The organism is Pseudomonas sp. NEEL19 (genome assembly GCF_028751975.1).
GTDB lineage: Bacteria > Pseudomonadota > Gammaproteobacteria > Pseudomonadales > Pseudomonadaceae > Aquipseudomonas > Aquipseudomonas juntendi.
The window spans coordinates 1,710,650-1,735,939 of the sequence record NZ_CP081491.1 but is presented as its reverse complement, the minus strand read 5'-3'; the positions used below and the strand labels follow the sequence as shown (position 1 = coordinate 1,735,939).

At 59.1% G+C, this 25,290-nt stretch carries 17 protein-coding genes and 1 pseudogene; all 18 read right to left on the bottom strand.

Annotated features, from left to right (window positions below; all coding sequences use genetic code 11):
- Positions 1-47: 47 nt before the first annotated feature.
- The 18 genes and pseudogenes from fleQ to flgH all read right to left on the bottom strand — a co-directional run bounded on the left by fleQ (position 48) and on the right by flgH (position 25,270).
- Positions 48-1,523, bottom strand: coding sequence for a transcriptional regulator FleQ (fleQ, locus tag K4A76_RS07930; protein ID WP_054911387.1), 1,476 nt, complete (start codon positions 1,521-1,523; stop codon positions 48-50).
- Between the two features lie 169 nt (positions 1,524-1,692).
- The gene (fliT, locus tag K4A76_RS07925; protein ID WP_054911388.1) at positions 1,693-1,989 is read right to left on the bottom strand and encodes a flagellar protein FliT; all 297 of its coding nucleotides are present in this window, start codon (positions 1,987-1,989) and stop codon (positions 1,693-1,695) included.
- A 14-nt stretch (positions 1,990-2,003) separates the two neighbouring features.
- Positions 2,004-2,399, bottom strand: a complete 396-nt coding sequence (gene fliS / locus K4A76_RS07920) for a flagellar export chaperone FliS (protein ID WP_054911389.1) — start codon at positions 2,397-2,399, stop codon at positions 2,004-2,006.
- A 132-nt stretch (positions 2,400-2,531) separates the two neighbouring features.
- The gene (gene fliD / locus K4A76_RS07915) at positions 2,532-3,929 is read right to left on the bottom strand and encodes a flagellar filament capping protein FliD (RefSeq protein ID WP_274411887.1); all 1,398 of its coding nucleotides are present in this window, start codon (positions 3,927-3,929) and stop codon (positions 2,532-2,534) included.
- A gap of 74 nt (positions 3,930-4,003) precedes the next feature.
- Entirely contained in the window at positions 4,004-4,369 is a 366-nt protein-coding gene (locus tag K4A76_RS07910) for a flagellar protein FlaG (RefSeq protein ID WP_274411886.1), read from the bottom strand.
- 72 nt (positions 4,370-4,441) lie between these two features.
- Positions 4,442-5,290, bottom strand: a complete 849-nt coding sequence (locus K4A76_RS07905) for a flagellin domain-containing protein (protein WP_054911392.1) — start codon at positions 5,288-5,290, stop codon at positions 4,442-4,444.
- Positions 5,291-5,598: 308 nt separating this feature from the next.
- Positions 5,599-6,534 carry a ketoacyl-ACP synthase III gene (locus K4A76_RS07900; protein ID WP_054911393.1) on the bottom strand — a complete coding sequence of 312 codons (936 nt, stop codon included), beginning with the start codon at positions 6,532-6,534 and terminating at the stop codon, positions 5,599-5,601.
- Positions 6,535-6,766: 232 nt separating this feature from the next.
- Positions 6,767-12,052, bottom strand: a complete 5,286-nt coding sequence (locus K4A76_RS07895; RefSeq protein ID WP_274411885.1) for a glycosyltransferase — start codon at positions 12,050-12,052, stop codon at positions 6,767-6,769.
- 342 nt (positions 12,053-12,394) lie between these two features.
- Positions 12,395-12,766, bottom strand: a pseudogene (locus K4A76_RS23865) (class I SAM-dependent methyltransferase); the annotation flags it as partial.
- The gene (locus K4A76_RS07885) at positions 12,759-13,421 is read right to left on the bottom strand and encodes an NTP transferase domain-containing protein (RefSeq protein WP_161891732.1); all 663 of its coding nucleotides are present in this window, start codon (positions 13,419-13,421) and stop codon (positions 12,759-12,761) included. The pseudogene K4A76_RS23865 and the gene K4A76_RS07885, both read right to left, overlap by 8 nt.
- On the bottom strand, positions 13,397-14,002 hold the full coding sequence (locus K4A76_RS07880) for an HAD-IB family phosphatase (protein WP_054911395.1): 606 nt from the start codon (positions 14,000-14,002) through the stop codon (positions 13,397-13,399). Before K4A76_RS07880 ends, K4A76_RS07885 begins: the two co-directional genes overlap by 25 nt.
- Positions 13,999-14,790: a class I SAM-dependent methyltransferase gene (locus K4A76_RS07875; RefSeq protein ID WP_274411883.1), complete on the bottom strand. Its 792-nt coding sequence runs from the start codon at positions 14,788-14,790 to the stop codon at positions 13,999-14,001. The genes K4A76_RS07880 and K4A76_RS07875 overlap by 4 nt, the downstream gene beginning before the upstream one ends.
- 206 nt (positions 14,791-14,996) lie before the next feature.
- Positions 14,997-18,575, bottom strand: a complete 3,579-nt coding sequence (locus K4A76_RS07870; protein ID WP_274411882.1) for a glycosyltransferase — start codon at positions 18,573-18,575, stop codon at positions 14,997-14,999.
- 72 nt (positions 18,576-18,647) lie between these two features.
- Positions 18,648-20,231 carry a flagellar hook-associated protein 3 gene (locus K4A76_RS07865; protein WP_110680020.1) on the bottom strand — a complete coding sequence of 528 codons (1,584 nt, stop codon included), beginning with the start codon at positions 20,229-20,231 and terminating at the stop codon, positions 18,648-18,650.
- A 13-nt stretch (positions 20,232-20,244) separates the two neighbouring features.
- On the bottom strand, positions 20,245-22,275 hold the full coding sequence (flgK, locus tag K4A76_RS07860; protein WP_274411881.1) for a flagellar hook-associated protein FlgK: 2,031 nt from the start codon (positions 22,273-22,275) through the stop codon (positions 20,245-20,247).
- Positions 22,276-22,287: 12 nt separating this feature from the next.
- Complete coding sequence (flgJ, locus tag K4A76_RS07855) at positions 22,288-23,442, bottom strand: flagellar assembly peptidoglycan hydrolase FlgJ (protein WP_054913396.1); 1,155 nt, start codon at positions 23,440-23,442, stop codon at positions 22,288-22,290.
- Positions 23,443-23,452: 10 nt separating this feature from the next.
- Positions 23,453-24,562, bottom strand: coding sequence for a flagellar basal body P-ring protein FlgI (locus K4A76_RS07850; RefSeq protein ID WP_009684238.1), 1,110 nt, complete (start codon positions 24,560-24,562; stop codon positions 23,453-23,455).
- A 12-nt stretch (positions 24,563-24,574) separates the two neighbouring features.
- A complete protein-coding gene (gene flgH / locus K4A76_RS07845; protein WP_054913397.1) occupies positions 24,575-25,270 on the bottom strand; it encodes a flagellar basal body L-ring protein FlgH in 696 nt (231 codons plus the stop codon).
- Positions 25,271-25,290 lie beyond the last annotated feature (20 nt).

Below are 25,290 nucleotides of genomic sequence, written 5' to 3'. Positions count from 1 at the left end.
GGAGCGGGCAAGCCCGCGAAGAGGCCATTGCAGGCGACCGCCAGGCTTCAATCCTCTGCCTGCTCCTCACCGCCCTGGCGGCTCATGCCGTACTTGCGCATTTTCTCGACCAAGGTGGTCCGGCGAATACGCAGCCGTTCAGCCGCGCGTGCCACTATCCCGTTGGCATCGTCCAGTGCCTGCTGGATCAACCCCTGCTCCAGGCTCCCCAGGTAATCCTTGAGGTCCAGGCCTTCAGGGGGGAGCATCGCCGGGTTGCTGAAGTTAGGCGTATGGCCATTGATCGCCACACGCTCTTCCAGGTCGGTGCGCAGGCTATCGACCATCTGCTCGTCTTCATCATCGACATAGCGGAATTTCTTCGGCAGCTCGGAAACGCCGATCACCCCGTAAGGGTGCATGATGGCCATGCGCTCAACGAGGTTGGCCAGCTCCCGAACGTTGCCCGGCCAGCCATGGCGGCACAACGACATGATCGAGGCGGAATTGAAGCGGATGGAACCGCGTTTCTCGTGCTCCATGCGCGAGATCAGCTCGTTCATCAGCAGCGGAATGTCTTCCACCCGCTCGCGCAGCGGCGCCATCTCGATGGGGAACACGTTCAGCCGGTAGTACAGGTCTTCGCGGAAGGTGCCGTCCTCGATCATGTTCTCGAGGTTCTTGTGCGTAGCGGCAATGATGCGCACATCAATGCTCTGGGTCTTGTTGCTGCCCACGCGCTCGAAGGTGCGCTCCTGCAGCACGCGCAGCAGCTTGACCTGCATCGGCAACGGCATGTCGCCGATTTCGTCGAGGAACAGGGTGCCGCCGTTGGCCAGCTCGAAACGCCCGGCACGGCTGGTGATCGCCCCGGTGAAGGCGCCCTTCTCGTGGCCGAACAGTTCGCTTTCCAGCAACTCGGCGGGGATCGCGCCGCAGTTGACCGGTACGAACGGCGCTTCGCGGCGCTTGGAGTGGTAGTGCAGGTTGCGTGCGACCACCTCTTTGCCGGTACCCGACTCACCCAGGATCAGCACACTGGCGTCGGTATCGGCCACCTGCTGCATCATCTGCCGCACATGCTGGATGGCCCGGCTGGTGCCCACCAGGCTGCGGAACAGGTTGGGCTCACGCTGGCGGCCGCGCTCACGCGCTTGGTCATACATCTCGCGGTAGACCTGGGCACGGTGCAGCGAATCCAGCAACTGGCTGTAGCTGGGCGGCATTTCCAGGTTGGAAAGCACGCGGCGGCGAAGGTCTTCCGGGAACTCTGCGGAAGAAATTTCACCTAAAAGCAAAACTGGAAGGAACTCATCCCATGCAGCCACTGTCTTAAGCAACCCAAGCACATTGCCGGGGGCGTTTACAGCGCCGATAAGCACGCACAGCACTTCACGGCTCGAGGCCAAAGGCTCCACCGCCTGCTGCCAGTCGTGGCTGGCGCACGCGAGGTTTTCTTCGCCGAGAAAGTTCAGCACCACCGCGAGGTCGCGGCGGCGCGCGCTGTCGTCATCGATCAGCAGGATCTTGGTTTCACGCCACATGCAATAGCAACTTCCCTAGTCATATCGGCGCCCTGCAGGGCGTGCTCGACATCATTCCGACTGAATGGTCAGTGTTCGGACGTCTGGAATTCGAAAACAGCCACTAGTTAAGTCAAAAAACCTGTGCCAGTCAAATTAATGGCGCTCGGTTTGTTTGCAACGTCCGTGGTTACGAGAAGAGATGGTATACCTTCGCGGCGTTTTTCGCCTGACGGATTTTCGTCATTTCTTCAACCAAGGATTGACGTTCGCCACTTGCAACCTCGATTAGCTGCCGGTAAACGGCCAGTAGCTGCTCCAGGCTTCCCCGTATCTGAGCCTCGTTTTCACGAGCCTCGGCAAGCACATCATCAACACACAACCGGCACTCGAGGTCCAGTTCGCCGACCGCACTCCAGTCCCGATCCGCCAACGCCGCCAGCAAGGCGTCTCGGGTGTGTTCGATACGTTCGATCACCTCGCTCATGTCTCTCTCCTGATTCAGGAAGCTGTCGACTCGTCGCCGATCGCGTCCCAGCCTTCCTTGACGGTAATCAGCAGACGCGCCACTTCATCGATGATCGCCGGATCACTTTTCACGTTCGCCTCGATCAAGCGACGGCTCATGTAGGTGTAGAGGTTATCCAGGTCAGCCAGGGTGTCAGCATGGTTTTCAAGATCCAGCCCTTCACGCAGGCCGCCGATGATGTCGATAGCCTTGCCAATGAGGATGCCTTTTTGGGCTACATCCTTGCGCGCTATGGCGCCCTTGGCTTGCGCTAGGCGATCGAGCCCACCTTGCATCAGCATTTGTACCAATCGATGTGGGCTGGCGACGGAAGTCTGCGCCACGCCATTGACTTTCTGGTATTGCCGAAGGGCCAACATCGGGTTCATGGATCTACCTCGTTGCAGCGAAAAAGATTGCTTGTATCCTGTGTATCGCCGGGCCGTCAAAAAACTTTAGCGGAAAAGCGAAAAGCCCGGGCATCCACAGGACGCCGCCGGGCTTTTGGCAGACTCAGGCGGTCAGGACTTCTTGGCCTGGGCGTTGATCGCCTCGAAGATCGAGGTGATCTGGTCGGCCTGGGCTTTCATCTTGCCCAGGGCGGTGTCGAGGGCGACGTATTTCTTGGTCAGCGATTCAGTCAAGGACTCTGTGCGACGGTCCAAGGCGGCTTGTTGGTCGCCTAGGTTTTTGGCAATCTTGTCCAGGCTGGATTTACGACTGGCTAGGCTACCATCCGTGGCATTATAGGGATCGATAGCTTTCTTCATCCGCTCGAAGACACCATCGGTACCGGTGAACAACTCCTGGATCTCAGGGCCAAGCTTCTTATCGTTCAGAGCAGCAGTAAACTTGGTGCTGTTGAACTCCAGGGTACCGTCTTTTTGAGTGTTGATACCCAACTGCCCCAGCGTGGTCAAACGGTCGCCGCTACCAACCTCAGACAGCACGCCCCGGATGTCCGCCAGCAGGGAGCGAGTGGTCGGGTCATTGGTCAAAGACCCCAGAATGGTATTGCCATCCTCATCTTGACTGGTGCTGGTGAGCGAAGTGATGGCTTTCTGCAGGGTGTTATAAGCGTCAACGAAGCTTTGAACAGAGGTCTTCAGGCCGTCATTGTTGCCGGCAACCGTCACGCGAGTGGTCACGTTCTCAGCACTTTTGCCGGTCAGCTCGAGCGTAAGGCCACTGACGGCATCCTTGACTGTATTCGATGCACTGGAAACCTCCAGGCCATCAATCTTGATCAACGCGTCTTTGGCGACCGAGTCGATGTAACCCGCGCCATTGTCCGCCATCGATTGGGTGCCATCAATTTCCAACTCAGCAATACCGCTGACAGAAATATCACTCCCCGCCCCGGTTGTTGTCGAGCCAAGTACCAGACGCGCACCATCCTTGCCAGAGACAATGTTCGCCGACAGGCCGTCGCCCCCCAACTCTTTGTTGATCTGGTCACGCACCGTCTGCAGTGTCGCACCATCACCTACTGTAAGCTTGTAGGTCTTGCCGTTCTGGCTGATGCTCAATTCACCAGCGGGAATGGCGGTGCTCGCTCCTCCGCTAAATGACTGGCTTGCCACCTTTGAACTGGTGGCGAGGTTCTTCACCTCTACGTTATAAGTACCGGCTACTGCTGTGTTGCTGGCGGTAGCCTTGACCACGGTTTCACTGGCTGAGGTAGCCGCGTAAGCGTTAAAGGACGGCGCGGTCTTGTCATTGAGCTTGCTCATGGCCGTGGTGAAGGCAGTGAGGGCACTACGCAGCGCGCCAACCCCAGAGATGTAAGCAGTGTTGTTGCTCGTCTGCCGAGTAATCTGCGCCTGCTTGGCGGCCGTGTCTGCCTGCACAAGGGCGGTTACGATCTCGGTGATGTTCAGACCAGAACCCAGGCCCGTACTAGGCGTAATCGTTGCCATGCTCTTTTCCCTCTACTTTACGTCAGAGCCACTCCTGCGGATCCGACCCTCACCACTTCGACGCCAGTGGCCAGTCAGACCTTGGCATCGAACAGAAGACTATTGACATCACTCAGGCTGCTGGCAATTCGCAAGGCCTCCTCGGAAGGCAATTGACGAATGACTTCACCTGTTTCACTTGCAATGACCTTGACCACGATTTTGCCGGATTCTTCATCCATGGAGAACTCCAGATTACGTCGGGTCGACGTCATGAATTTTTCAATTTCAGAAACTGCGCTTTTGACCTTTTCGACATCAGTCGCAGGCTTGATTCCGTTAGGTTCGATATCGTCGCCCTTCAGAGTCGCTTCGACGGACCGGAACGCCGACCGATCTGCAACCTGCTCCACCGGGCGAACGGCCGGGTACGACAGATTCAACTTGACGCTCATATCCATTGCCAGCACCTCGTAATGAAAAAGCGGAGAAGCACGTGAATCGCGCCGCTCCGCCGAACACTACCGGAAAGATTAACCCAGCAGTTTCAGTACTGCCGATGGCAGCTGGTTGGCCTGGGCCAGAACCGAAGTGGAGGCCTGCTGCAGAGTTTGCTGCTTGGTCAACTGGGCGGTTTCTGCGGCGAAGTCGGTATCCTGTACACGGCCACGAGCAGCTTCGGCGTTTTCGTTGATGTTCTGCAGGTTGTTGATGGTGCTGGTCAGACGGTTCTGAGCGGCACCCAGGTCGGCACGCGAGCTGTTGATGCTCTGCAGGGCGGCGTCAATGGCGGTCACCGCAGCGCTGAAGTTAGCTTCGATGTTAGCCGAAGTACCGCTGATGGCGATGGTACCCGAACCTACGCTCAGGGTGGCAGCATCGAAGCCCGAAGCCAGAGTGATGGTGATCTGGTTCGAAGTACCAGTGTTGGAGCCTACCTGGAAGGTCATGGTGCCAGCGGTACCGTCCAGCAGGTTTTTGCCGTTGAGCTGGGTGCTGTTGGCGATACGGGTCAGTTCGTCGGACATGGCCGCGAACTCTTTGTTCAGCGCATTACGGTCTTCCTCGCTGTTCGAGTCGTTTCGAGACTGAACGGCCAGTTCACGCATACGCTGCAGGATGTTGGTCTGCTCTTGCATCGCGCCTTCAGCGGTCTGGGCGATGGAGATACCGTCGTTGGCATTTTTGATCGCCATGGTCTGGCCACGGATCTGCGAGGTCATGCGGGTAGCGATCTGCAGGCCGGCGGCGTCGTCTTTGGCACTGTTGATTTTCAGACCGGAGGACAGACGGGTCATCGAGGTGCTCAGCGCGTCGGAAGCACGATTCAGGTTTTTCTGAATGCCCAGAGAGGTGGTGTTGGTGTTAACAGTCAAAGCCATGACGAATTCCTCGTTGGATTGGGTACTACGGCTTCCGGCCTTGGCAATTCGCCGGGTGTGGCACAGAGAACCTTCGTAATAGTTATCTTCGTCAGAGCGCGTTTCTTTAGCGGTTTTTCAAAAAAAATTGCTGGCATCCTGCCAGCCCATTGAAATCAATGATTTGGCGCCATTATTCAAGCGCCGCCAGGCAGGCCTGAATTCAGGCCACGCCGAGGGCAACTGAGTCGCACTGGACGCACCCCGTCTCGCCTGGCGCACACAAAAACGCCGCCGGAATGCGGCGGCGTTTCCTTAAGCACATAGGCTCAGCCACGACGTTCAAGAATGGCCGAACCCCAGGACAACCCCACACCAAAACCGCTCAACGCCACACGTTTGTGCTGTGAGCCGATCACATGCTTTTCAAGTAGAAGTGGGATACTCGACGATACCGTATTGCCCGTCTCGACCATGTCCTTGACGAAACATTCGCGCTGCGCACCCTCGTTGAACCGGTGCGACACGGCGTCGACAATCGCCGCACTACCCTGATGCAAGCAATACAGATCGATATCGCCGGCCTGCAGGTGATTGGCCTCGAGCAATTGGTGCAGGTGGGCAGGCACCTTGATCAGTGCAAAGTTGTAGACTTGTCGGCCGTTCATGAAAAACTTGCCATCAGTGGTACGCAGGTGCTCGGCACCCGCGCCATCACTGCCGAACAGCGCTTTGCCCAGTTGCCAGTAGGCATCTTCGCCCATCCAGGTTGCCGTGGCGGCATCACCGAACAGCATGGTGGTATTGCGATCCTCGGGATCGACGATTTTGGAGTACGGATCGGCAGTAATGAGCAAGCCGTTCTTCAGACCAGCAGCCTCCATGAAGCCTTTCAGTGCATAGATGCCATAGACGTAACCCGAGCATCCGAGAGAGATATCGAAGGCCGCAACATGTGTCGGCAAGCCAAGCTTGTGCTGGACGATTGCAGCGGTGTGCGGCAAGCCCTCAGCGTCACCGTTCTGGGTCACCACGATCACGGCATCGATCGAAGCTGGGTCAAGCGCTGGGTTGATGGCGAACAAATTTTTTGCAGCCTCGACGCACAGGTCTGAAGTTTCCTGGCCGTCGGCCTTGCGCGGCAAGAAGGTCGAACCAATCTTACCGAAGATGAAATCCTGGTCTTTGCCGAATTTCGCGCCCTGAGCGTAGTTGTCGACACCTTCGACAGGTACGTAACTGGCGATGCTTTTAATGCCAATCATTGTGGCTTCCCGATGGAAATGGCAAAAATGTGCGGCATAGAAGCTACCGCCCAGGGACAAGCACTGGACGCTGTTGCAGCTTCTCGCTGGCTCAATAGATTAGAGATGCACGTTTCGACTGCCAAGTCACCGTTGGAATAAATGAGTCAACGCGACACCGCCCAGCGGCTGGTCAGGCCCACCCCCTTGCAGGGCGGGCCAACTCATTCTCCAGCGCGCTAAAGCCCGTGGATCAATCGGGCAACCAGGCCTCACGCCAGCGCTGCAGGCTCTCGCCGTCCAGCATCCAGTCGCGCTGAACAGTGGCTCGCAGCAAATCCCCCACTTGCGCAGAGGCTACAGGGTCGGCCAAGTACGCGCCGACAGCCTCACGCCAGGCCGCTTCACTGTTCTTCACCCGCGTCACGGGTAGCCCAGCGCTGTCGAGCAGCACATCGCTGCAGACGACTGGGATACCACAAGCGCCATACTGCAGCAGCAGCAAATTGCTCTTACAGGCGTTGACACGGTTATCCAGCAGCGGCAACAACGCAAGATCCAGGCTCAACCCGGCCAACTGCGCAGGGTAGTCCGCCCCCGGCGAGACGGCATGGTATTCATGCACGTAGGGGCGGAGTGCTTGCGGGCATGCACCGATGAAGATCCAGTGCAAATCACCCGCCAATGCCTGAACCATTGGGGCTATCAATTGCAGGTCTTCGACAGTGCTGCCAACAACAGACCAGCCGACCCTTGGCTTTTCAGCGGCACCGCGATGGCTGGCCACCCCCCCCCAGGCCAATGGGTCGAGCCGGTTAGGCAGCATGACGATACGCTCATGCAGCGACCCAAATGCCTGCGCCAGAGCTTCGCTGGAAACCACCAGGCGGTCGGCGTGAGACAGTGCGCACTGCCAGTTGGTCTCGCTTGGACGCAGACAGTCATCCAGGTCGATGACCTTGAATGCTCTCGACAACAGCCGGAGGCGACGCATGCGGTCTGCCTGCTCCTGATTGACCGGAGCCTGAAGCACGATACTGTCCGGCGCCAAGCGTTCCAGTTCTGCGAGTGACAACGGCGTGTCCACTGGGACGCTCCGGATAAGCCCAGCACGGCCTAGCACCGCCAGAGACTCCGCGCAGCGAGGCTGAGCAGCGTGCTGATCATGGTGCACTTCGGCCAGGACGGTCGGAATGGGCGACCAGGACGACAGCGGGTTCCAGTTCAGGTTGGCCGGGGCGATGGAAAAGTCCTCGCCAGCGCTCAGGGAGAAATTGGTGTTGTACCCCGGGTCGCGGGCCAGCACTGGCAGCCAGCGGTCGTACATGGCCTCCTCCTGCTCTGCAGTGGCCATCGGCTCATCTGCATCGCTGATGAGCAAAGCAACGCTGGGCGCCCACACATTGAGGTATCCCGAGGCCTGGAGGCGCAGGCACAGGTCGACATCGGCCCAAGGAGCCAACTCGGCGCGCGCATCGAACCCACCTTCGTCGAGGAATCTGCTTTTGCGGATCATCAGGCATTTACCACTGACCGCAGCGGCGTTCTGGTCCACCTGCAACCGCTGCATATAGCCACCGGCATGCAACGGCTGACCCATGAAAATCTGGCCCACCGGGCCGTTGAGACCAAGAATCAGCCCGCCTTGGCGAACGGTGAAGTCTGCACCGACCAGCTTGGCCCCCACAGCCCCCACTTCTTGGCGGAACGCGTGGTTGACCAACCGACGCAGCCAATCGTCTTCCAGCACCGCGACCCCGGCATCCAGCCAGAGCAAATATTCGCCACGCGCGCTCAATGCAGCCTGGTTGCGCGCCTGGGCCAACGACAGCCCATGGGGCAGCCGCAGCACCCGAACGGTCTGCGTTCCAAGGCCTTCGACACCCGCCAGCCAGGTCTGCAAACTTGGCTCGTCGTTACCGTGATCCAGTAACAGCACTTCGAAGGCCGGGTAAAGCGTTTTTTCGAGTATGCTTTCCATGCAGCGTCGCGCCCGGGCAAAACCACCCTGGGTGGACAGTAGAATACTGACCAGCGCTTGCTCGGCGCCGTAATGCACATCCAGTTGGCCAGGCAGCCGCGAGTCAACCCGCGCTTGCGTATAACCCCGCGCCTGCAGATGCCGGCCGACAGCCCGCTGGGTATCCGCACAGTTCTGCAGCAAAGGTGGCCGACGCACCAGCAGAGGCTCGCTGATATGCCCCAAGCCCTCCAAACCTTTGTCTTCGATCAGTCGCAGGATGTAATCCAGCTCATAAGCCTGGCCTGCATCGCTGCGGAAACCACCGGCTGCCAGCCATGCGTCGCTGTTGTACAGCCAGTGGCTCGCAAACACCGCCGGCAGGCTCAAGAGCATGTCCAAATTTAGGTCCGGGCGCAGCGCGAGACCAAGCTCGTCGCCGTCCCCTTGCACCACCTCATCGCCATATACAGCGCGAAGCCCTTGTGTGTCGAGCAGATCGAGGGCAGCGATCAACAAGCCACTGGCAGTAAAGGTGGTACCGGCCTCAACCAGCATGAACCAGTTGCAGCCGGCCTCGGCTACTGCCCGCTGGATGACAGGCAATTGATCATCCTCAAGCTGCATGAAGCGCAGTTTTCCCTCGGCCGCAGTCGGCTCCTGGGGCTCACCCGGGCGTAACACGACGATCTTCACATCAGCATAAAGATGACGATCGGGCGTGAAGCTCTCCAACGTTGCCGCCAGTGCATCAGCATCTCCGGCACGATCGATCACCACTACACCGATAAGGGGGGCGACTTTATCCTCAAGGCGCGCCTTTATCAGGCGTTGTTGGGCGGAACTGGGAACACGCTCGGCTAGCCATGTGCTGACATCGGTCGGCACTGGCAGACGCGGGTATTGCGCCATGGCGATGCGAATCGTCTCTGCAACTGGCCTTACCAGGCCTGCACCCTCCGGGTTCTTCTCAAGAGCCTTCTGCCGCAGGATCTGGTCGCGCATTTGTACATAGGCCGCACGCAGCTCTGGGCTGTCAGCGCTGCGCATCCGCACTTTCAGCTCGTTGAGTTCAATGAAGTCGGCATTGATTGGGTGGCGCATCACCGGCAATTTCAAATGATCATAGGCGTGTACCTTCCACTGGCCCTGCGTGGCCAGAATCAACGGCAACAAGCGCTCCATTACGAAGACCTTGCTCTCGTAGCCAGCAGTGCCGCGATGATAGGTTGGCGCATTCAAGGCAGCGCCGTAGGGCGACGGCGACCGGGCATCGCGTGCCTGCTCGGCGGCCTGGAAAATGCTTTCGGCCTGGCTTAGCCAGTGGCGCCAGAAGCGCGGCTTAGCAATGAAATAGTTGCAGAACTGGGAGTGCCGGGCATCCATTACCAGAGTTTCGATATCGACGCCTGGTGCAAGCCTACGGGCCATCTCGACAAATGCTGGCCAGATATTCGGGTGATAGATAAGCCCCTGAATGAAGACATTCTCGTACAGGGCACTTTCATCGAAGAACATCGGAAACAGCAGCACATCGGCTTCTGCAGGTGCCGAGCTACAAAACTCAAGCACCTGCTGGGCATTCAGGCCGGTTTTCTGCTTGAACCTTGGCGACAACACGCCGTAGAACGCGTTCTCGTCCAGCTGCTTATCGAGCAGCAGTGTACGCATCGGCCAGTATTCGGCCCAATCGGGACGCTGCCCGGTATTGTCGAAAGGAGTAAACCCAGGCTCGAGCATCGCTCGAGTTTCTTCGGAATAGAAAATCTGATGGATATGGGCTTGCGATGGGCCTGTGACAGGCTGCGGATCGACGAATGCCAGATACAATGACAAAGGGCCAGCAAGCCCGGGCATGCCCGGGAATGAACCAGCGCTGCGCAGCTCAACCGTGGTGGTACCCTGCTCGTCTGGCCGGTATGGCAAGAGCACTCGCTGGGCACGCGTATCGCTGAAATGCAGTTCACACTGCAGGTGGCCGTTGATCCAAAGCTCGGTGGTAAAAGGGAAGACATCGTACTGTTGCCCGGCCGCACAACACAGGAGCACCTCCACGCCGGTTGGCTGACGTGCGTGCCCGAGCACGGCAGGCTGAAGCTGCAGCGAAGCCTGCGGGCCTGCCAAATACTGCGCTTGCCGCGCACCCACCACGCGAATAAGCGAAGGCCCCAGCACCACATTGAGCAGTTCACTTTGCCACGCACGGTGGACACCATGTGCCCCCAATGTCTGCCAGAGGACCGAGAACACCTCGTCATCCACGCAATCGGGCAATTGCCCAAGCGCTCTGTGCATGACATGCGCCGGCAGCAACTGCCATGCCTGACGACCTTGGCGCTGTGCCAACGCCGCTTGCAAGCGCTGCTTGATCCATTGTTGCTTATCTGCACTGGCCATCGGCGCCGGCAAAGCCTGCGGTTCGCTCAACACCAGCGCCTCGCATTCACCACTGGCCAATGCCGCAAGGCCATCACTGACCTGATGGGCGCTACCAGGAATGTAAGCGGCCTCCCCGTCCACGAGCATGAAGCCCAGATCCTGCTGGGCATCCGCCCAGCGCTGCGCCAACCATGCAGTTGCAGCCCCCTTGTCGTCCCCCTGGAGCACGGAGATGCGTTTGAACGCCAAGCGGTCATCCAGCGCTTCTACCACCTCGGGACGTAGGCCGAGCCGACCGTCCACAATCACATGCAACCGCGGGACCGTGGCAATGGCAGCCGCAACCCGCTCTACCGAGCGGCCGTCCTGGAAGTCGCCGTACAAATGCCGGACCCGCTCGCGCTGAGCGGCGCGGCAATTCTCTGCATGGCAATGATGGGCATCGCTGAGCAGCTCGAGAAACGCTGTATCGTCTGCGAACTCCATGCCGATATCACGCCAGGCGTTGCCAGGCGCGTCAGGGTTGTACTGCCAATGGCCCACTCGCTTTTCGCTGGAATACAACAGGATCGGGCGGTCCAACACCATGAATTCGAACAGCAGGGACGACCTGTCGGCGACAAGAATGTCGGCCTCGGCAAAGCTGTCAGCGATACTGGCTTCGGGATCATCTACCAGGCTCACCAAGGGGTCGGCTGCGGCCTGTTCACGCCAGGTACCCATGAGGTTGCGGAACAGCGCCTTGTCGACGACAAAGCTGTGCTCGTGCTGAACAATAGCGGGGTGAGGCTTGATAATGATCTTCGCGCGCGGGTACACCGAACGGATCAAAGGCACCACGCGGTCGCCAAAGTAGACCGCAGCGCTGATCTCCGGGTTATAAGTCGGTGCGAAAAGGATGGTGGGCTCACCTTGGGCATGCGCCCTTGGGGCCAGGCGGAAGACCTGGTCGACCCAGGCGTTGCCCGTCAGCAGGAAACCATGACGGGGGCGAACATTGGACAGCAGCGTGTCTTCGATATCCCAGACGCTGCCACACATGTAGTCGGCACAGCGATACTGCGGTTCGGCAAAACCGTAGCGGGTAACCGAGCCATGGCGCATGCCAACCAACAACACCCCGTGCGCATCGCAGTAATCACGCCAGAATTCCACCGACCAACCATCGGCAACCACGATGACTTGAGGCTTCCAAGCCATGACGTCATCGATAGAAAGGCTCAGTAAACTGGTTTCAAAGCAGGCTGCCAGTGGTCGCAAAGAGCGGAAGTGGAAAGGCATGCTGCCGTAGCACGCCACCCGCAGGCCTGCAATGGGGAGTGCCTGCAGCTTCCCAAGGATCGGCGCGAACCCATACAGCACAGCCCCCTGCAAGGGATGGCAGAACACCTCTCGCAACCCAAGTGACCGTACGAGCGCAACACAGCGGGGCGCAGAGCGCTCGGCAGCATCGCCCACAGCCTTCACGCCCGCCGGATCATGCTGCAGGATGATCCGGCCGTCGGGTTTGAGCATGGACAGCGCATGCAACACCAGGCGAGCCACGTCATTGTCATCATCGATCGTAGCCAGCACGCCCATCAGGCAGATCGCATCGAAGCGCTCTGCCGATGTAAATGCCAGGGCGTCCGCCTGATGAAACCGCACATGCTCGATACCGGCCTGGCTGACAAGGGCACGCGCCTTTGCGAGCACTTCATCTCGCCATTCGCATACCACCACCTGTGCGGCATGCTGTGCCAGCAGCAACGTCAGCTCTGGGTCCGCGCAGCCGATCTGCAACAGATGCCCGGCAACTGGCAAAGCTGGCAATACCTGTGACTCAAGGCATTGCAGCAGATCCGTCACAGTCGGGGTGGCGCAAGTCTGCTCGTCTGTGCCAGGAGCGGAGCGGTTGAAGGATTGCTCAATCATGGTTGCCCCATTCCGCCGCAAAGACTTTACGCGCCATATCCAGATCCTCGACCGTATCGATGTCGAACGCTTTGAGTTCGAATGCAGGCAATGGTAACCAGGGTTCCAGCGCTTCGTAGACGTACATGGGCCTGTCGAAGATGACTTCCGGCTTGATCACGGCAATGCCTGTCCATTCCATCGAGTGCTGAGTTTCGCGGGTGAACCCTGAAACATTCGCGTTTTTTTCATCCATCAGTACACGCACGCCGTCACTGGTGGTATAGGGAGAAACCCCAATCAGTTGCTCGTGATGTTGAGAAGCTTGCAGGAAAGCTTTGAAGCTTTCAGGCTCCATAACCGTGTCTGCATCGAGCACCAGCATACGCTCCCGCAGGTGGCGAGAAACCCGATAGATGCTTTGCAAGGTATTGGTGCGTGCGTAATCTGGATTGCGTACCACGATCAGGTCAGGGCGCAGCGCAATGGCGTGCTCGATCACGTCCTCTTCATGAAAGCCGACTACCAGCCAGACCGTTTCGGCCCACTGCAAGCGTGAAAGATGCCAATCCAACAGCGAACGACCCGCTACCTCGACAAGGCACTTCGGCTTGTTGAGACCCAGGCGCGAGCCGATGCCGGCAGCGCTGATTACAACGTGCTTAACAAGCGACATAGTGCCTTCCCATTGTAAGTAACGAAATCACTCAGTTTCACCAGCTCCTTGTTTGGCGCATGCACGCCGCCAAATGCGATACGCCAGTCGGCTGCCTCGAACATGGCGACATCGTTCATCCCCTCGCCCACGGCGACGATGCGCTCGAAGCGAGAGCGTAGGCTGTTTACGGCGTCACCCTTGTGCAGGATGCGCTCCACGCCATCCAACTGCCCTTGTTCATCCAGCCGAGCCAGCGAGGTGAAACTGCGGATGCCGAGCTTGTCCAGCACGGGCCGCACCCAAAGATCGAGGTTGCCCGTAACCACGAAGGATTGATCAGGATGGGCGGCAATGAACTCCAGGATGGCCTCGTCAAATTCAACATCACGCTCCAAGGCCTCGTGAATCCAGTCCAGTCGTGCATCGCGTAGCAGCCTGACGCGCAGCTTGAACGACTTGTCGAACGGTAACAGGCCTTCGATGGTGGCTTGCGTCAGCGCACTGATTTCGTCCTCCAGGCCGACCGAGGACGCGATCAGCGGCAATAGCTCCTGGCGCGTGAGCGTGCCATCGAGGTCAAAACAATAAGCCGTGTTCATACCGCCCCCTCGTCACGTCGCAATACGAAAAAGTACTGGCGCGTCTCGGTCCGCTTTTCCAGATCTTGCGGGAAAAGTAACTGTTCGCGCTCGACCGTCATTCCGATACCTGCGAAAGCCGTTGCCATCAAGGCATGCAATTCGTCCACCGTGCGGTAGATCGCCGAATACTCGTCAGACAGCTCTTCGGAGTAGAAGCGGTCAAGCGTGAAGCGCTCGGCCACGCCCACAGGTTCACGCAGGTACAGCGCGCCCCCCGGCTTGCACAGTTGTGCGGTGTCGCGCAGGACCTTCACGCAATCGTTGTCGTTGAGGTAAATCAACAGGCCAGAGATCAGCGCCAGGTCGAAAGCCCCTTGCAACAGCATTGCCTGCGGCTGGATATCGGTTGCCGACATGACTTGGAAGTGCACATTTTCTAATTGCCGGATGGCGCTTTCGGCTCGGGCTTTTTCGATCAGACTCGCGGAGAAGTCCAGACCAAGGTACTGCAAGCCTTCACACCGCTGCGCAAGCAACCAGGCCCAGCGACCGACACCGCAACCCACGTCGAGCACCCGATGGGTATTGCCTAGGTCCAGGATGCCCACGACCGCGGCTTTTTCGGCCAGATCGCGTTGTTCGACCAGCTTGGCGTCATGATCCTGGTACATGGTCGCACTGAGCACATTGGAATACTCACGCTGCCCGCGTGATTCGAAAAATGCGCGGGTGGCGTCGTAATCGATGACGACGTTCCTACCCTTGATACGTCGAGAGTCGTTCAAGATTTCTCCTAGTTCCTGCAATGCCGATGCGCCGCAGTCAAAAAATCACCACCTTGGCTTGGCGTTGCGGGGGACAAAGCAAGATATCTGCCAACGAGCAGCCGACAATGCCACCCGGCGGCAAGTGCCACGCCCATGATTGAGCCAAGTCAACTGTGCGGTTGCCTTACAGCTGACATAACGCAATCGGGCTGCATAAGCAGCCCGATTGCGTAACACCACGTTAGTCAGTCCGCAAGCCAACCCCGCTGCCAGTGCCGCAGGTTCTCGCCCTGCAGAATGAAATCACGCATGACCTGCTCTCGCAGCGCGTCACCCATTCGATAGCTGGCAGCCGGGTCATTGAGGTGGGTTCGGATTACTTCGAGCCACTCCTGAGTGCTGTTGCTGTAAACGCGGCTGCATGACAGGTTACCGCGGTATGCAGCGGTATCCGAACATACGGTCGGGTAGCCACAAGCGCCGTATTCGAGCAGGCGTAGATTGCTCTTGCAGTCGTTGAAGATATGGAATTCCAGCGGCGCCAGGGCCAAGTCGAGGTTGAGGCTGGCAAGCTTGGCCGGATACGCCTGGAGCGATACGCCCGGGTGGTATTCATGAATGAAGGGGCGCAATGCCTGCGGACACATACCGAAGAATACCCACTCCACTTCGTCGGCAAGTTCACGTACTACCTCGGCGATGATCTCCAGGTCACCACTGTGGCTGGTCCCGCCCCCCCAACCCACACGAGGTTTGGAAGATACCCCGCGGCGGCTCCTGGGCAGGTTCGACCACAGGTGCGGTGCAAGCATGTTCGGTACCACCCGGATGTCTCGGTGCATGCCGCTGAGCGCATTACCCAGGGCCTCGGTCGTGACCACCAGCCGATCACACAGCCCGATGGCTTCTCGCAAGTGCTGCTCGATATCCGCTGGCTTGTTCCTGCCGTGGGTATTCTTGACCGGGGTACTGATCACATAATCGTCGATTTCGAATACCCGCCGGGCATTGCTGAAACGCGCAATCCGTTCGATTTCCTGAACCGACTCACGATTGTGACGTAACTGCACCACGACAACATCGGGGGCCATTCGCGCCAACTGCGCCGTACTCATCGATTCGTAGCTGGAAAAGCCCGTAATCAGCCCAGCCTGCTCAAGCTGCAACAAAGGTTCGGTAACGCGATAATGACCAATCGCCGAGTCGTTGATCGGCAACCCTAACACGCTCGGAACCACCCGTGAAATCAGCGGGTTCCATGAGCCCCGCAAGGTGGGTGTAAGGCTGAAGTCCGCAGACAACAGGCTGAGGTTGACGTTATACGCAGGGTCGCGCACCAGTGCCGACAGCCAACGTTCACAGAAGCGATACTGCTCATCTTCGCGCACGCTGCGCCGACCATCATCATTCGCTTGCGCCATTAGGCTGACGGCAGCTTGCTGCAATTGCGCGTAAGGGGTCCAGACCATCAGGTAACCCTGGGCAGCAGCGCGCAGGCACAGGTCTACATCCCCCAGCCCCTGCGAATGATTCTTCTCGTCGAAACCCTGCAGACTGTCGATTACCTCTCGCCGAAGCATCATGCAATCCTGGCTCAGAGCCGACCAGTTCTGTACTACCTGCAATCGCTGCAAGTAGCCACGCGCCTGACCCGACTCGCCACCGAATGCCGCCTGCGCACCCCGACCCACCCCCAGCACCATGCCCGCGCTGGCAATGTTGCCCTGGCTGTCGAACAGCTTGCCGCCCACCGCGGCGACTTCCGGGCGGCCGGCATGGTTGAGCAACTCATCAAGCCAAGTGTCGTTCAGCACACAATAGCTGCACCCCAGCGTAACCAGATAGTCGCCCAGACTGGCTTGAACCGCATGGTTGAGCATATGCGCGACCGAGCATTCCCCCGCCACTGGCAGGATTCGCAACATTGAGGAAAACCCTTGCATCCGCCGCAACCAGTCCGATGTTGCCGGCGTTACCCGATCATCGTGCACGACGATGATCTCGTAGCGCTCATAGGCGGTATGCTGCAATACGCTTTCGAGAGTCGCCTGCAAACCTGCCTGCCGCTCATCGACGCACACCAGCACGGACACGAGTGGCTGTTGCTCATGCAGGTAATCGATACGATTGAGCAGTGCCATCTCATCATGACGGATCTGGTGGGCAACGCCCAGTCGGCTCAAATGCGCGGCAACAACCAGCTCGCTTTCTTCCGCCACATCGCGCGAAGACAACCACTGCGCGTAATCAGCGCCAGACTGGACCTGAATTTCTGGAATATGTTCTACCGCCTGGGGACCAACATTCTCGACCAGGCGCCAGACCAGATCATGGGTGGCCAGCGCACGATATCGACCATCGAGCCCGCCAAGGGCCAACACCCATTCACGCCGTAACGCCAGGGTACGCCCTAGATACGGATAGGAACGATACAGATCGAGGTTGAAATCCGGCTTGAACACCGGTTCACACGGCCCGTCTTCCTTGAGGCCGCCCTCATCACTGTACAGGCAGCCCACGGAAGATTGCAGCGCCGCGCGCTCGGCCATGACCAGCAGAGCGGTCGGCGCAAGCTTGTCTCCCGACTGCAGCAGGTAGATCCAATCGGCAGCATCCAGCCCGCCTATGATTTCATTCAGTTGGCGCGTCCAGTCCGTAGCCGGCGCTAGGCTGACGCGACCAGCTTGTGCCGCCAAATCCAGCTCGCTGACCACTATGGTAGTGGTGGCGCCATAGTGCTGAGCTGCAATACTCGCCAACGTCACCTCAAGCCCCTTCGAATCGCCATCGAGGTCGCGCACGATCACCGCGATACGCGGCCGCACGGGCCACGCGGCAACCACATCTGAGGTCATCCGCAGTTGCGCACTACTTAACTGCCGGTCCTGCAGCCATTGGCGGTAAAAAGCTTCATAACTATCGCTGTTGCTACCAACCCTGCCATTGAGGCGACACTGCCAAGTCGACAAGGTGCGCAACAGGCACAGTTCCTGCCACTGCCGAGGCACTTCAGACACTCGCGCCATTTCAACAAAGCGCACCCAGCCGGAAGCAACTGGTGCATCTCCACCGCGGGCCTTGAGCATCTGCGTGAGCCACCCCCACTCCTGCTGCGTGGATGCCTTGACCGAGTCATCCAGGCTGAGTCGCTCCGGGTGCAGGCGCTCGATAATAGCAGCGCTGCGCATGACGGCGACTTCACCGTGACGCATCAGACAAACGAACAGCACCAGATCAAGCAGTGCCTCGAACTGTTGTTCCTGATTGATAAGAACCTTGAGGATCTCCGCGGCTTCGCGTCTATAGAACAGCGCCGACGAAAAATTGCCAAGGAAGTTGACCGGGCTGCCCGCCAGGATCGCCAGCACATCGGACCCCTTGAACATGCTGTCGGTGTTGGCGAACGCCACGTTCTGCAGGCGCTGAGGCAAGACGAAGTCACCCGCATCGCAGAACACCCGCTGAGCGAGCGACACTTTGACTTCGGCATGCTGGAAAGCGGCAGCCTGCTGCTCCACGCAGCGCGCCAGCAAGCGGTCGTCGTCACACAGCACTTTGACCAGTTCGCCCTGAGCAGCTTCGAGCAAGGCCAGCACGTTGGCTGCCAAACCCAAACGCCTCGGGTTGCGCCGATAGTGCACACGCCCAGGCAGTCGTCCACTGGCGACCTCGACCATAGCTTCGATTGCAGAGCCTTCGCTATCGTCCCCAATCAGTATTTCAAGATTCGGGTAAGTCTGGTCCAGCGCACTCTTCAGCGCCTCGTTGAAATAACGTGGGTTAAACGCAGGAATGACGATACTGACAAGGGGCTGTTGGTTCACGTTGATGACCTTTAAAAAAAATGCGCCGCACCTGAGGGTGACGACGCATGCTTGATAACGCAGGCCGCGTTATCAGATGTAATTAACCAGCGAAAGCCCGGCCACCTTGGCATAGGCCTGCAAAGAGGCCTGTAACATGTTGGTCTGCATCTGCAGGCGCAACATGACCTCGGCTGGGTCGCTCTCACGGATCGAGCTTTGAGTCTTGGCGTTTTCGGTACCCAATGCTTCGTTGGTTTCAGCCTGGACATCCAGCGCCTGGCCGCGCCCGCCAATAGAACTGACCGACGAAGACACTTGGTTGATCGCGCTGCTGACGTTGCCAACGGCCGAATCCAACGACGCCAGGAAGTTCTGCCGAGCTGTCGCGTCGCCGTCCTGCGGGGTACTCAGTGCAGCGCGCAGTTTGCTGATGGTATCGAGCACATTCTGGGTTTGATGGGTATCAACCTTGACCCCGAACGAGTCTCCGGCGCCAGGCGCGGCAGACAGCTCGAAGCTGACCCCCAGGGCGCTCGCGGTGGTGCCATTGGGCCCACCCAGTGTTCCGGAGGCAACCGGGCGGCTGTCTTCAGTCACAGGTGACGCGTACAACTCAAAAGCGTTGGCACCGGTAAACTTCAACACTGCGCCGCCGGCAGGAAACGCCGCTTTGTAAACATCTTGATCCGTGATGGTAGCGCCAGTGACCTGTGCCGAGGAGCTATTGCCAGGGCTCCGTGTACCGGACACTTCATCGGCCTTGGAGCTCAAACTGAACGAATGTCCTGCAATGACCGCATCCTCGTTGCCTTTGTCACCCTCTTTGAAGTTGACGTCCAGGCGTAGATCGACACCTCGGAAACTGATGGTGGCGTTGTCGCTATCAGGATCGAATTTGCCGCCCTGACTGGCTTCCAGCGTCACGTCATTGCCATTGGCATCGGTGATCTTGTATTCGGTGCTGCTGGTGAATTCGATGGTGTAAGGTTCGCCGCTGCGGAACTGATCATTGAAGGCAGAGTTCCCGGAAACCTGGCCATTGGACAGGCTGATGCGGCCATCATCAGTGGCCGGGGCGGTCAGCGTAGTCTCGCTGCGGCTGGTATTCAGTGCTTGTTCGAAAGCATCGTAACCGGTTTCGTTGGCCGCTAGGCTAAGCATGTCACCAACCTGAAGATTGAGCTTGCCCTGATCACCCTGGTAACTGTAGGTACCGTCTGCATTACGCACATACGGTGGCGTATCGCCCCGGGAGCCGGAGAAAATGTATTTGCCGCTCTCGTCCCTGCTGTTCATAAGGTTGAACAGTTGATCCTCCAGCGAAGCCAGTTCATCAGCATTGGCCTTGCGATCGGCATCGGTAAAGGCGCCGTTACCCGAGCTCACCGCCAACTCGTTGACCCGCTGCAAAATGTTCCCGATCGAATTCAGGGTGCTCTCGGCCGTGCCCAGCGCATTGCGCACGTTGGTAATGTTGCTGCCGTACTGCTTCAACATGTTCTGCTGCTGCTCCAACTGCAACAACCGCGCCGCGCCCACCGGATCATCCTTGGCCGAGCGCACGCGAATGCCATCGCTGGCCTCCTGCTGAGTCTTCACCGTCTTGGCGAAGTTGCTCTGATAGTTGGCACTATTGGTGTTGTAGAACTGGGAAGTCGAGATGCGTACGCTCACGATCCAAGGCTCCTTAAAGGCTGTTGATCAGGGTGGCGAAGGTTTCCTGGGCCGCCTTGATGATCTGCGACGACGCGGTGTAGTACTGCTGGAACTTGATCAGGTTACCGGTCTCTTCATCGATAGACACACCCGACACACCGTCGCGGCTGTCCTGCGCAGAAGTGTGGAGAGCGCTGGTAGCATCGCCGTCCATCTGCGCCTGCCCGGCCTTGCCACCAACGCCGGATGCCAGCTTGGCGTAGGCATCAGTGAAGCTGATACCCTTGCCATTGGCCCCCACTTCGACCGTAGGCTTGGTCTGCAAATCGATCACCGACTGGCTGTTGCGGTTGTCCGCAGAACCTGCGCCGGTCAACGCCACGGTGTAGCTGTCGCCATTTTGCGGGGCGCCGGAAACGTTCATCTCGAAAGTGAAGCTGCTACCCAGCGAGTTGCCGTTGCCATCGACCATTGGTACCGATAGCTGCAGTTTGTTGTCTTGGCCCGGCACGATGGTGCCGCTGCCAATCTCGGTGCCCTTGGCGTCATACATTTTGTAGGCCTGGGGCGAGGTACTGTTGTCACCGAAAACGAGCTTGACCGGGGTGGAATACTTCAGGCCGGTCTGCAACAACGAACGCTGGGCTGCATCGGAGATGTCCAGCTCGGATGTCAGGGTCGGCTGGGTTATGACGCCAGTCCCCTTATTGCCAGAACCGCTGGTGGCGCTCAGCGGCGCGGCCAGCGCCAAGCGTTTGGGGTCGGTCAGAACCGTCTCGATATTGGCTGCGGCGTTGCGGGTGGGTGTGATCTTGAAACTGTCACCCGCGCTCAGGCCTCCGCCATTGAGGGCAAGGGTGAAACCGTCGATCACCGGGGCCGGGTCATCATCGAGGCTGTAGCTACCCATGTCGGTGCCATCGGGCAACTTGCGGACCGTGTACTGCTTGTCGCCGGTGAAGGTCACTTGGTAATCGCTGGTGGTCAGCTTACCGGTATCCTTGATGGTCACATCGAGGTTGCCTGAGCCTGGGCTGTTGTTCTGCTTGGCGATACTGCGCTGGCTGATAGCCGCAGCGCTGTTGATATCACCAAACAAGGTCGCCCCGAAATCACCATTTTTGTCGATGCCCTGCGCCAACTGGCTATTGATGGCATCCGCCACTACCAAGGCAACACGCCCCAGCTCGTTGAGCGCAGGGTCGAGCGTTTCCGAGCGATAGCGGATCAAACCGCCAAGTTCGCCACCGCTGGTGGTGCTGGTGATATCCATCTTGGTCGAACCGCGATTGAGGATCAGACTCATACGGGTCGGGTCCGTGGCGCTTGGCGCCACCCCCAAGGTCTGGGTGGTCTTGCCCAGCACCAGCGCCTGGCCATTCTTCAGGTAAATATCGTAGTTACCGTCGCGCTCGACCACATCGGCGCCAATCAATTTGTTCAGCTCACGTACCGCACCATCACGCTGGTCGAGCAGGTCATTGGGCTGGCCGGAGATTGCGCTGACGCGAGATATCTGCTCATTCAGATCAGCGATGGTCTTGGTCAGGTTGTTAACCTGATCGGTGAGCGACGCCATGTTGGCGTTGATGTTGCTGTTTTGCTGGTTGAGCTGCGCCGACAGCGTGTTGAAGCGCTTGGCCAAGGACTGCGCGCTGGTTAACAGCAACTGGCGCGAGGCGTCCTCGGTGGGCTTGGCCGCAGAGTCCTGCATGGCAGTGAAGAAACTTTGCAACGCTGCGGTGATACCGGTATCGCTGCTCGACAGGGCAGTATCCAGCGGGGTGATCTGGTTAAGGTACGTGCTCGCCTCACTACTGAGCGACGTTGTAGTACGCAGCTGGTTCTCGAGGAACGCGTTATACACTCGACGCACATCGGCTAAAGTAGTGCCACTGCCAATAAAGACCTGGCCGACCTGCTGACCGCCCTTGCTCTTCTGTACGTTCTGCTGGCGCGAGTAGCTCTCGACGTCGGCATTGGCAATGTTGTTACCGAGGGTATACATCCCCGACTGCGCGGCACCCAGCCCCGACATACCAATGTTGATCAGACTCGCCATGGTTTCCTACCTTTAAATTTTCGTTGCGGTACCGAGCAGCGCGTAGTGCTCGTACGACTTCATCTGTTTTGCTATCTGCGAGATCTTGCTGGCGTAATTCGGGTCGGTGGCGTACCCGGCCTTTTGCAACTCTTGCACGAACTGTTCAGGTTTATCGGCGGCTTTCACCGCATCTTGATAGCGCGAATTGTTCTGCAACAGGTTTACCAGGTCATGGAAGCTGTCCTGATAGGAATCGTACGAACGGAACGCTGCCGTCTCCTTGACGAACTGGCCATCGCGGAACTCGCTGGTAATCGCCCTCGCCTCGCCGCCCTCCCAGTTGCCAGTTGCCTTGATGCCAAACAGGTTGTGGCTGCTACTGCCGTCGCTGTTGCGCATCACCGACTTGCCCCAACCGGTTTCCAGCGCGGCCTGGGCTACCAGATAGCGAGGGTCGATACCAATGCGCTTGGCGGCCTGCTCGGCCATCGGCAGCATGGTGGCGACAAATTCATCGCTGTCGGCGAACGCCTTTTTCGGCGCCAGCGGCGGCTGGGCCACGGCGCGACCGACAATACGCAGGCCGTTGTCCGGCACGGCAAAGACCTTGGCCGGTTGCTGGCCGTCACGGGCAGGTACGGCGGCGTTGTTCGGGCTGGCCGCCGACGGCACGATACCAGCCAATAGGCGGTCGGTGAGTTTGCTCGGCAAGGCCAGGCGCCGCGAATTGAGCGCCGCTACATCATTGCGGTTAGCGCTCGCCAGGGTGGCTTGCACGGGCTCAGCCACCTTGTTGCCCCACAGCGCCGGGGCGCGGCCTTCAACGTGCGGGAACGGGCTGGTATTGACCGATGCACTCTTCTTTTTCGACAACTGGCGCACCAGCACGTCCTGCAGGCCGATACCGCCCCCCTCGCGGGACATGCTCACGGCCAATTGCTGGTCATACATGTCGCGGTACTGCTTGACCGTTTCGGTGTTCATCGGGTTGTCGTCGGCCAGCACGTCGCTGGCCTTGCGCGAGGCCTTGAGCATTTCGCTGATGAATAGCGACTCGAACTCCTGGGCCACCTTGCGTACGTTGGCATCGCTGTCGCGGTCACCATGCTTGAGCGAACTGAGGCGATTGAGGTCGGTGTAAGCACCGCTGTCGCCGCTGCCAGAAACCAGGCTTTTGCTGTTCATCGGTGCCGTCTCAGATCACGATCAGGTCGGCTTGCAAGGCGCCGGCCTGTTTCAGGGCTTCGAGGATGGCCATGAGGTCGCCAGGTGCCGCGCCCACCTGGTTCACCGCGCGGACGATTTCATCCAGTGTGGTGCCTGGGCCGAACTTGAACATCGGCTTGGCCTCCTGCTCCGCATTGACCCGCGAGCGTGGCACCACAGCAGTCTGGCCGTTGGAGAGCGGGCCCGGCTGGCTGACGATCGGGTCTTCGGTAATGGTCACGGTCAGGCTGCCGTGGGTCACCGCCGCTGGCGAAACCTTCACGTTCTGGCCAATGACGATGGTACCGGTACGCGAATTGATGATGACTTTGGCCACCGCCTGGCCGGGATCGATTTCCAGGTTTTCCAGGACCGACAGGTAGTCCACGCGCTGGCTTGGGTCCATCGGCGCACTGACCCGCACCGAGCCACCGTCCACCGCCTGGGCCACACCCGGGCCCAGCAGGTCGTTGACTTTGTCGACGATACGTTTGGCAGTGGTGAAATCGGGGCGGTTCAGGTTCAAGGTCAGGGTATTGCCTTGGTTGAAGCCGCTTGGCACGGCCCGCTCCACGCTGGCACCACCTGGAATCCTACCCGCCGACGGAACGTTGACGGTGATCTTCGAGCCGTCACGGCCCTCGGCGTCGAAGCCGCCGACCACCAGGTTGCCCTGGGCGATAGCGTAGACGTTACCGTCAATCCCCTTGAGCGGGGTCATCAGCAGGCTGCCGCCGCGTAGGCTCTTCGAGTTACCGATCGAGGATACGGTTATGTCGACCACCTGGCCCGGCTTGGCGAACGGCGGCAAGTCGGCATGCACCGACACGGCAGCGACGTTTTTCAACTGCACGTTACCGGAGCCTGGCGGCACCTTGATGCCGAACTGCGACAGCATGTTGTTGAAGGTTTGCAGGGTAAACGGGGTCTGGGTGGTCTGGTCACCCGTACCGTTCAGACCAACCACCAGGCCATAGCCAATCAACTGGTTGGAGCGCACGCCAGAAATACTGGCGATGTCCTTCAGGCGCTCGGCCTGGGCCACACAGGCACAGGACAGGAGCAGGGTTGCGGCAATCAGCTGCCTCACGTTGAACATGGTCATCCGTACTCAGAAAGGCCAAAGCGGGCTGAGGAAGAAGCGGTCCAACCAACCAGGCTGGCTGGCATCGGCGAACGAGCCGGTACCGGAGTAGGTAATGCGCGCGTCGGCCACACGGGTGGACGGTACGGTGTTATCGGTGGCGATGTCGTCGGCACGGACCATGCCGGCAATGCGGACCAGCTCCTCGCCGGTATTCAAGGTCATCCACTTCTCGCCGCGCACGGCGATGATGCCGTTGGGCAACACCTCGGCCACGGTAACGGTGATCGAACCCGTCAGGGTATTGCCCTGGGTCGCCTTGCTGTCGCCTTTGGTGGCGCGGTCACCGCTGTAACCGGCCTCCAGCGACAGATCACCCCCGCCGAATGGATTATTGGTGTTCGGCGAGCCTCCAAACAGCGAGGTCAGGCCAATATCGGTCTTGCTGGTCTTGGCGATCTGCGAGCCGGCGTTCTTGCTAGCCGATGTACGCTCGTTGAGGGTAATGGTAATGATGTCACCCACCCGGAACGCTTTACGGTCGCTGTACAGGTTCTGCTCGAAACCGGCCTGGTAGATCGAACCGTTGTTGGCCGCTGCCGGCAGTGGGGTACGCGGCAGAACCGGCGCGTAGTACGGGTCGTTGGGCTTGGGCGTCGGCGCGACGCAACCTGCCAGCAACACCGCCCCCCCCAGGGCGAAAACGGACAACAGACGATTCATGACGCTTACCTCACGAGTGC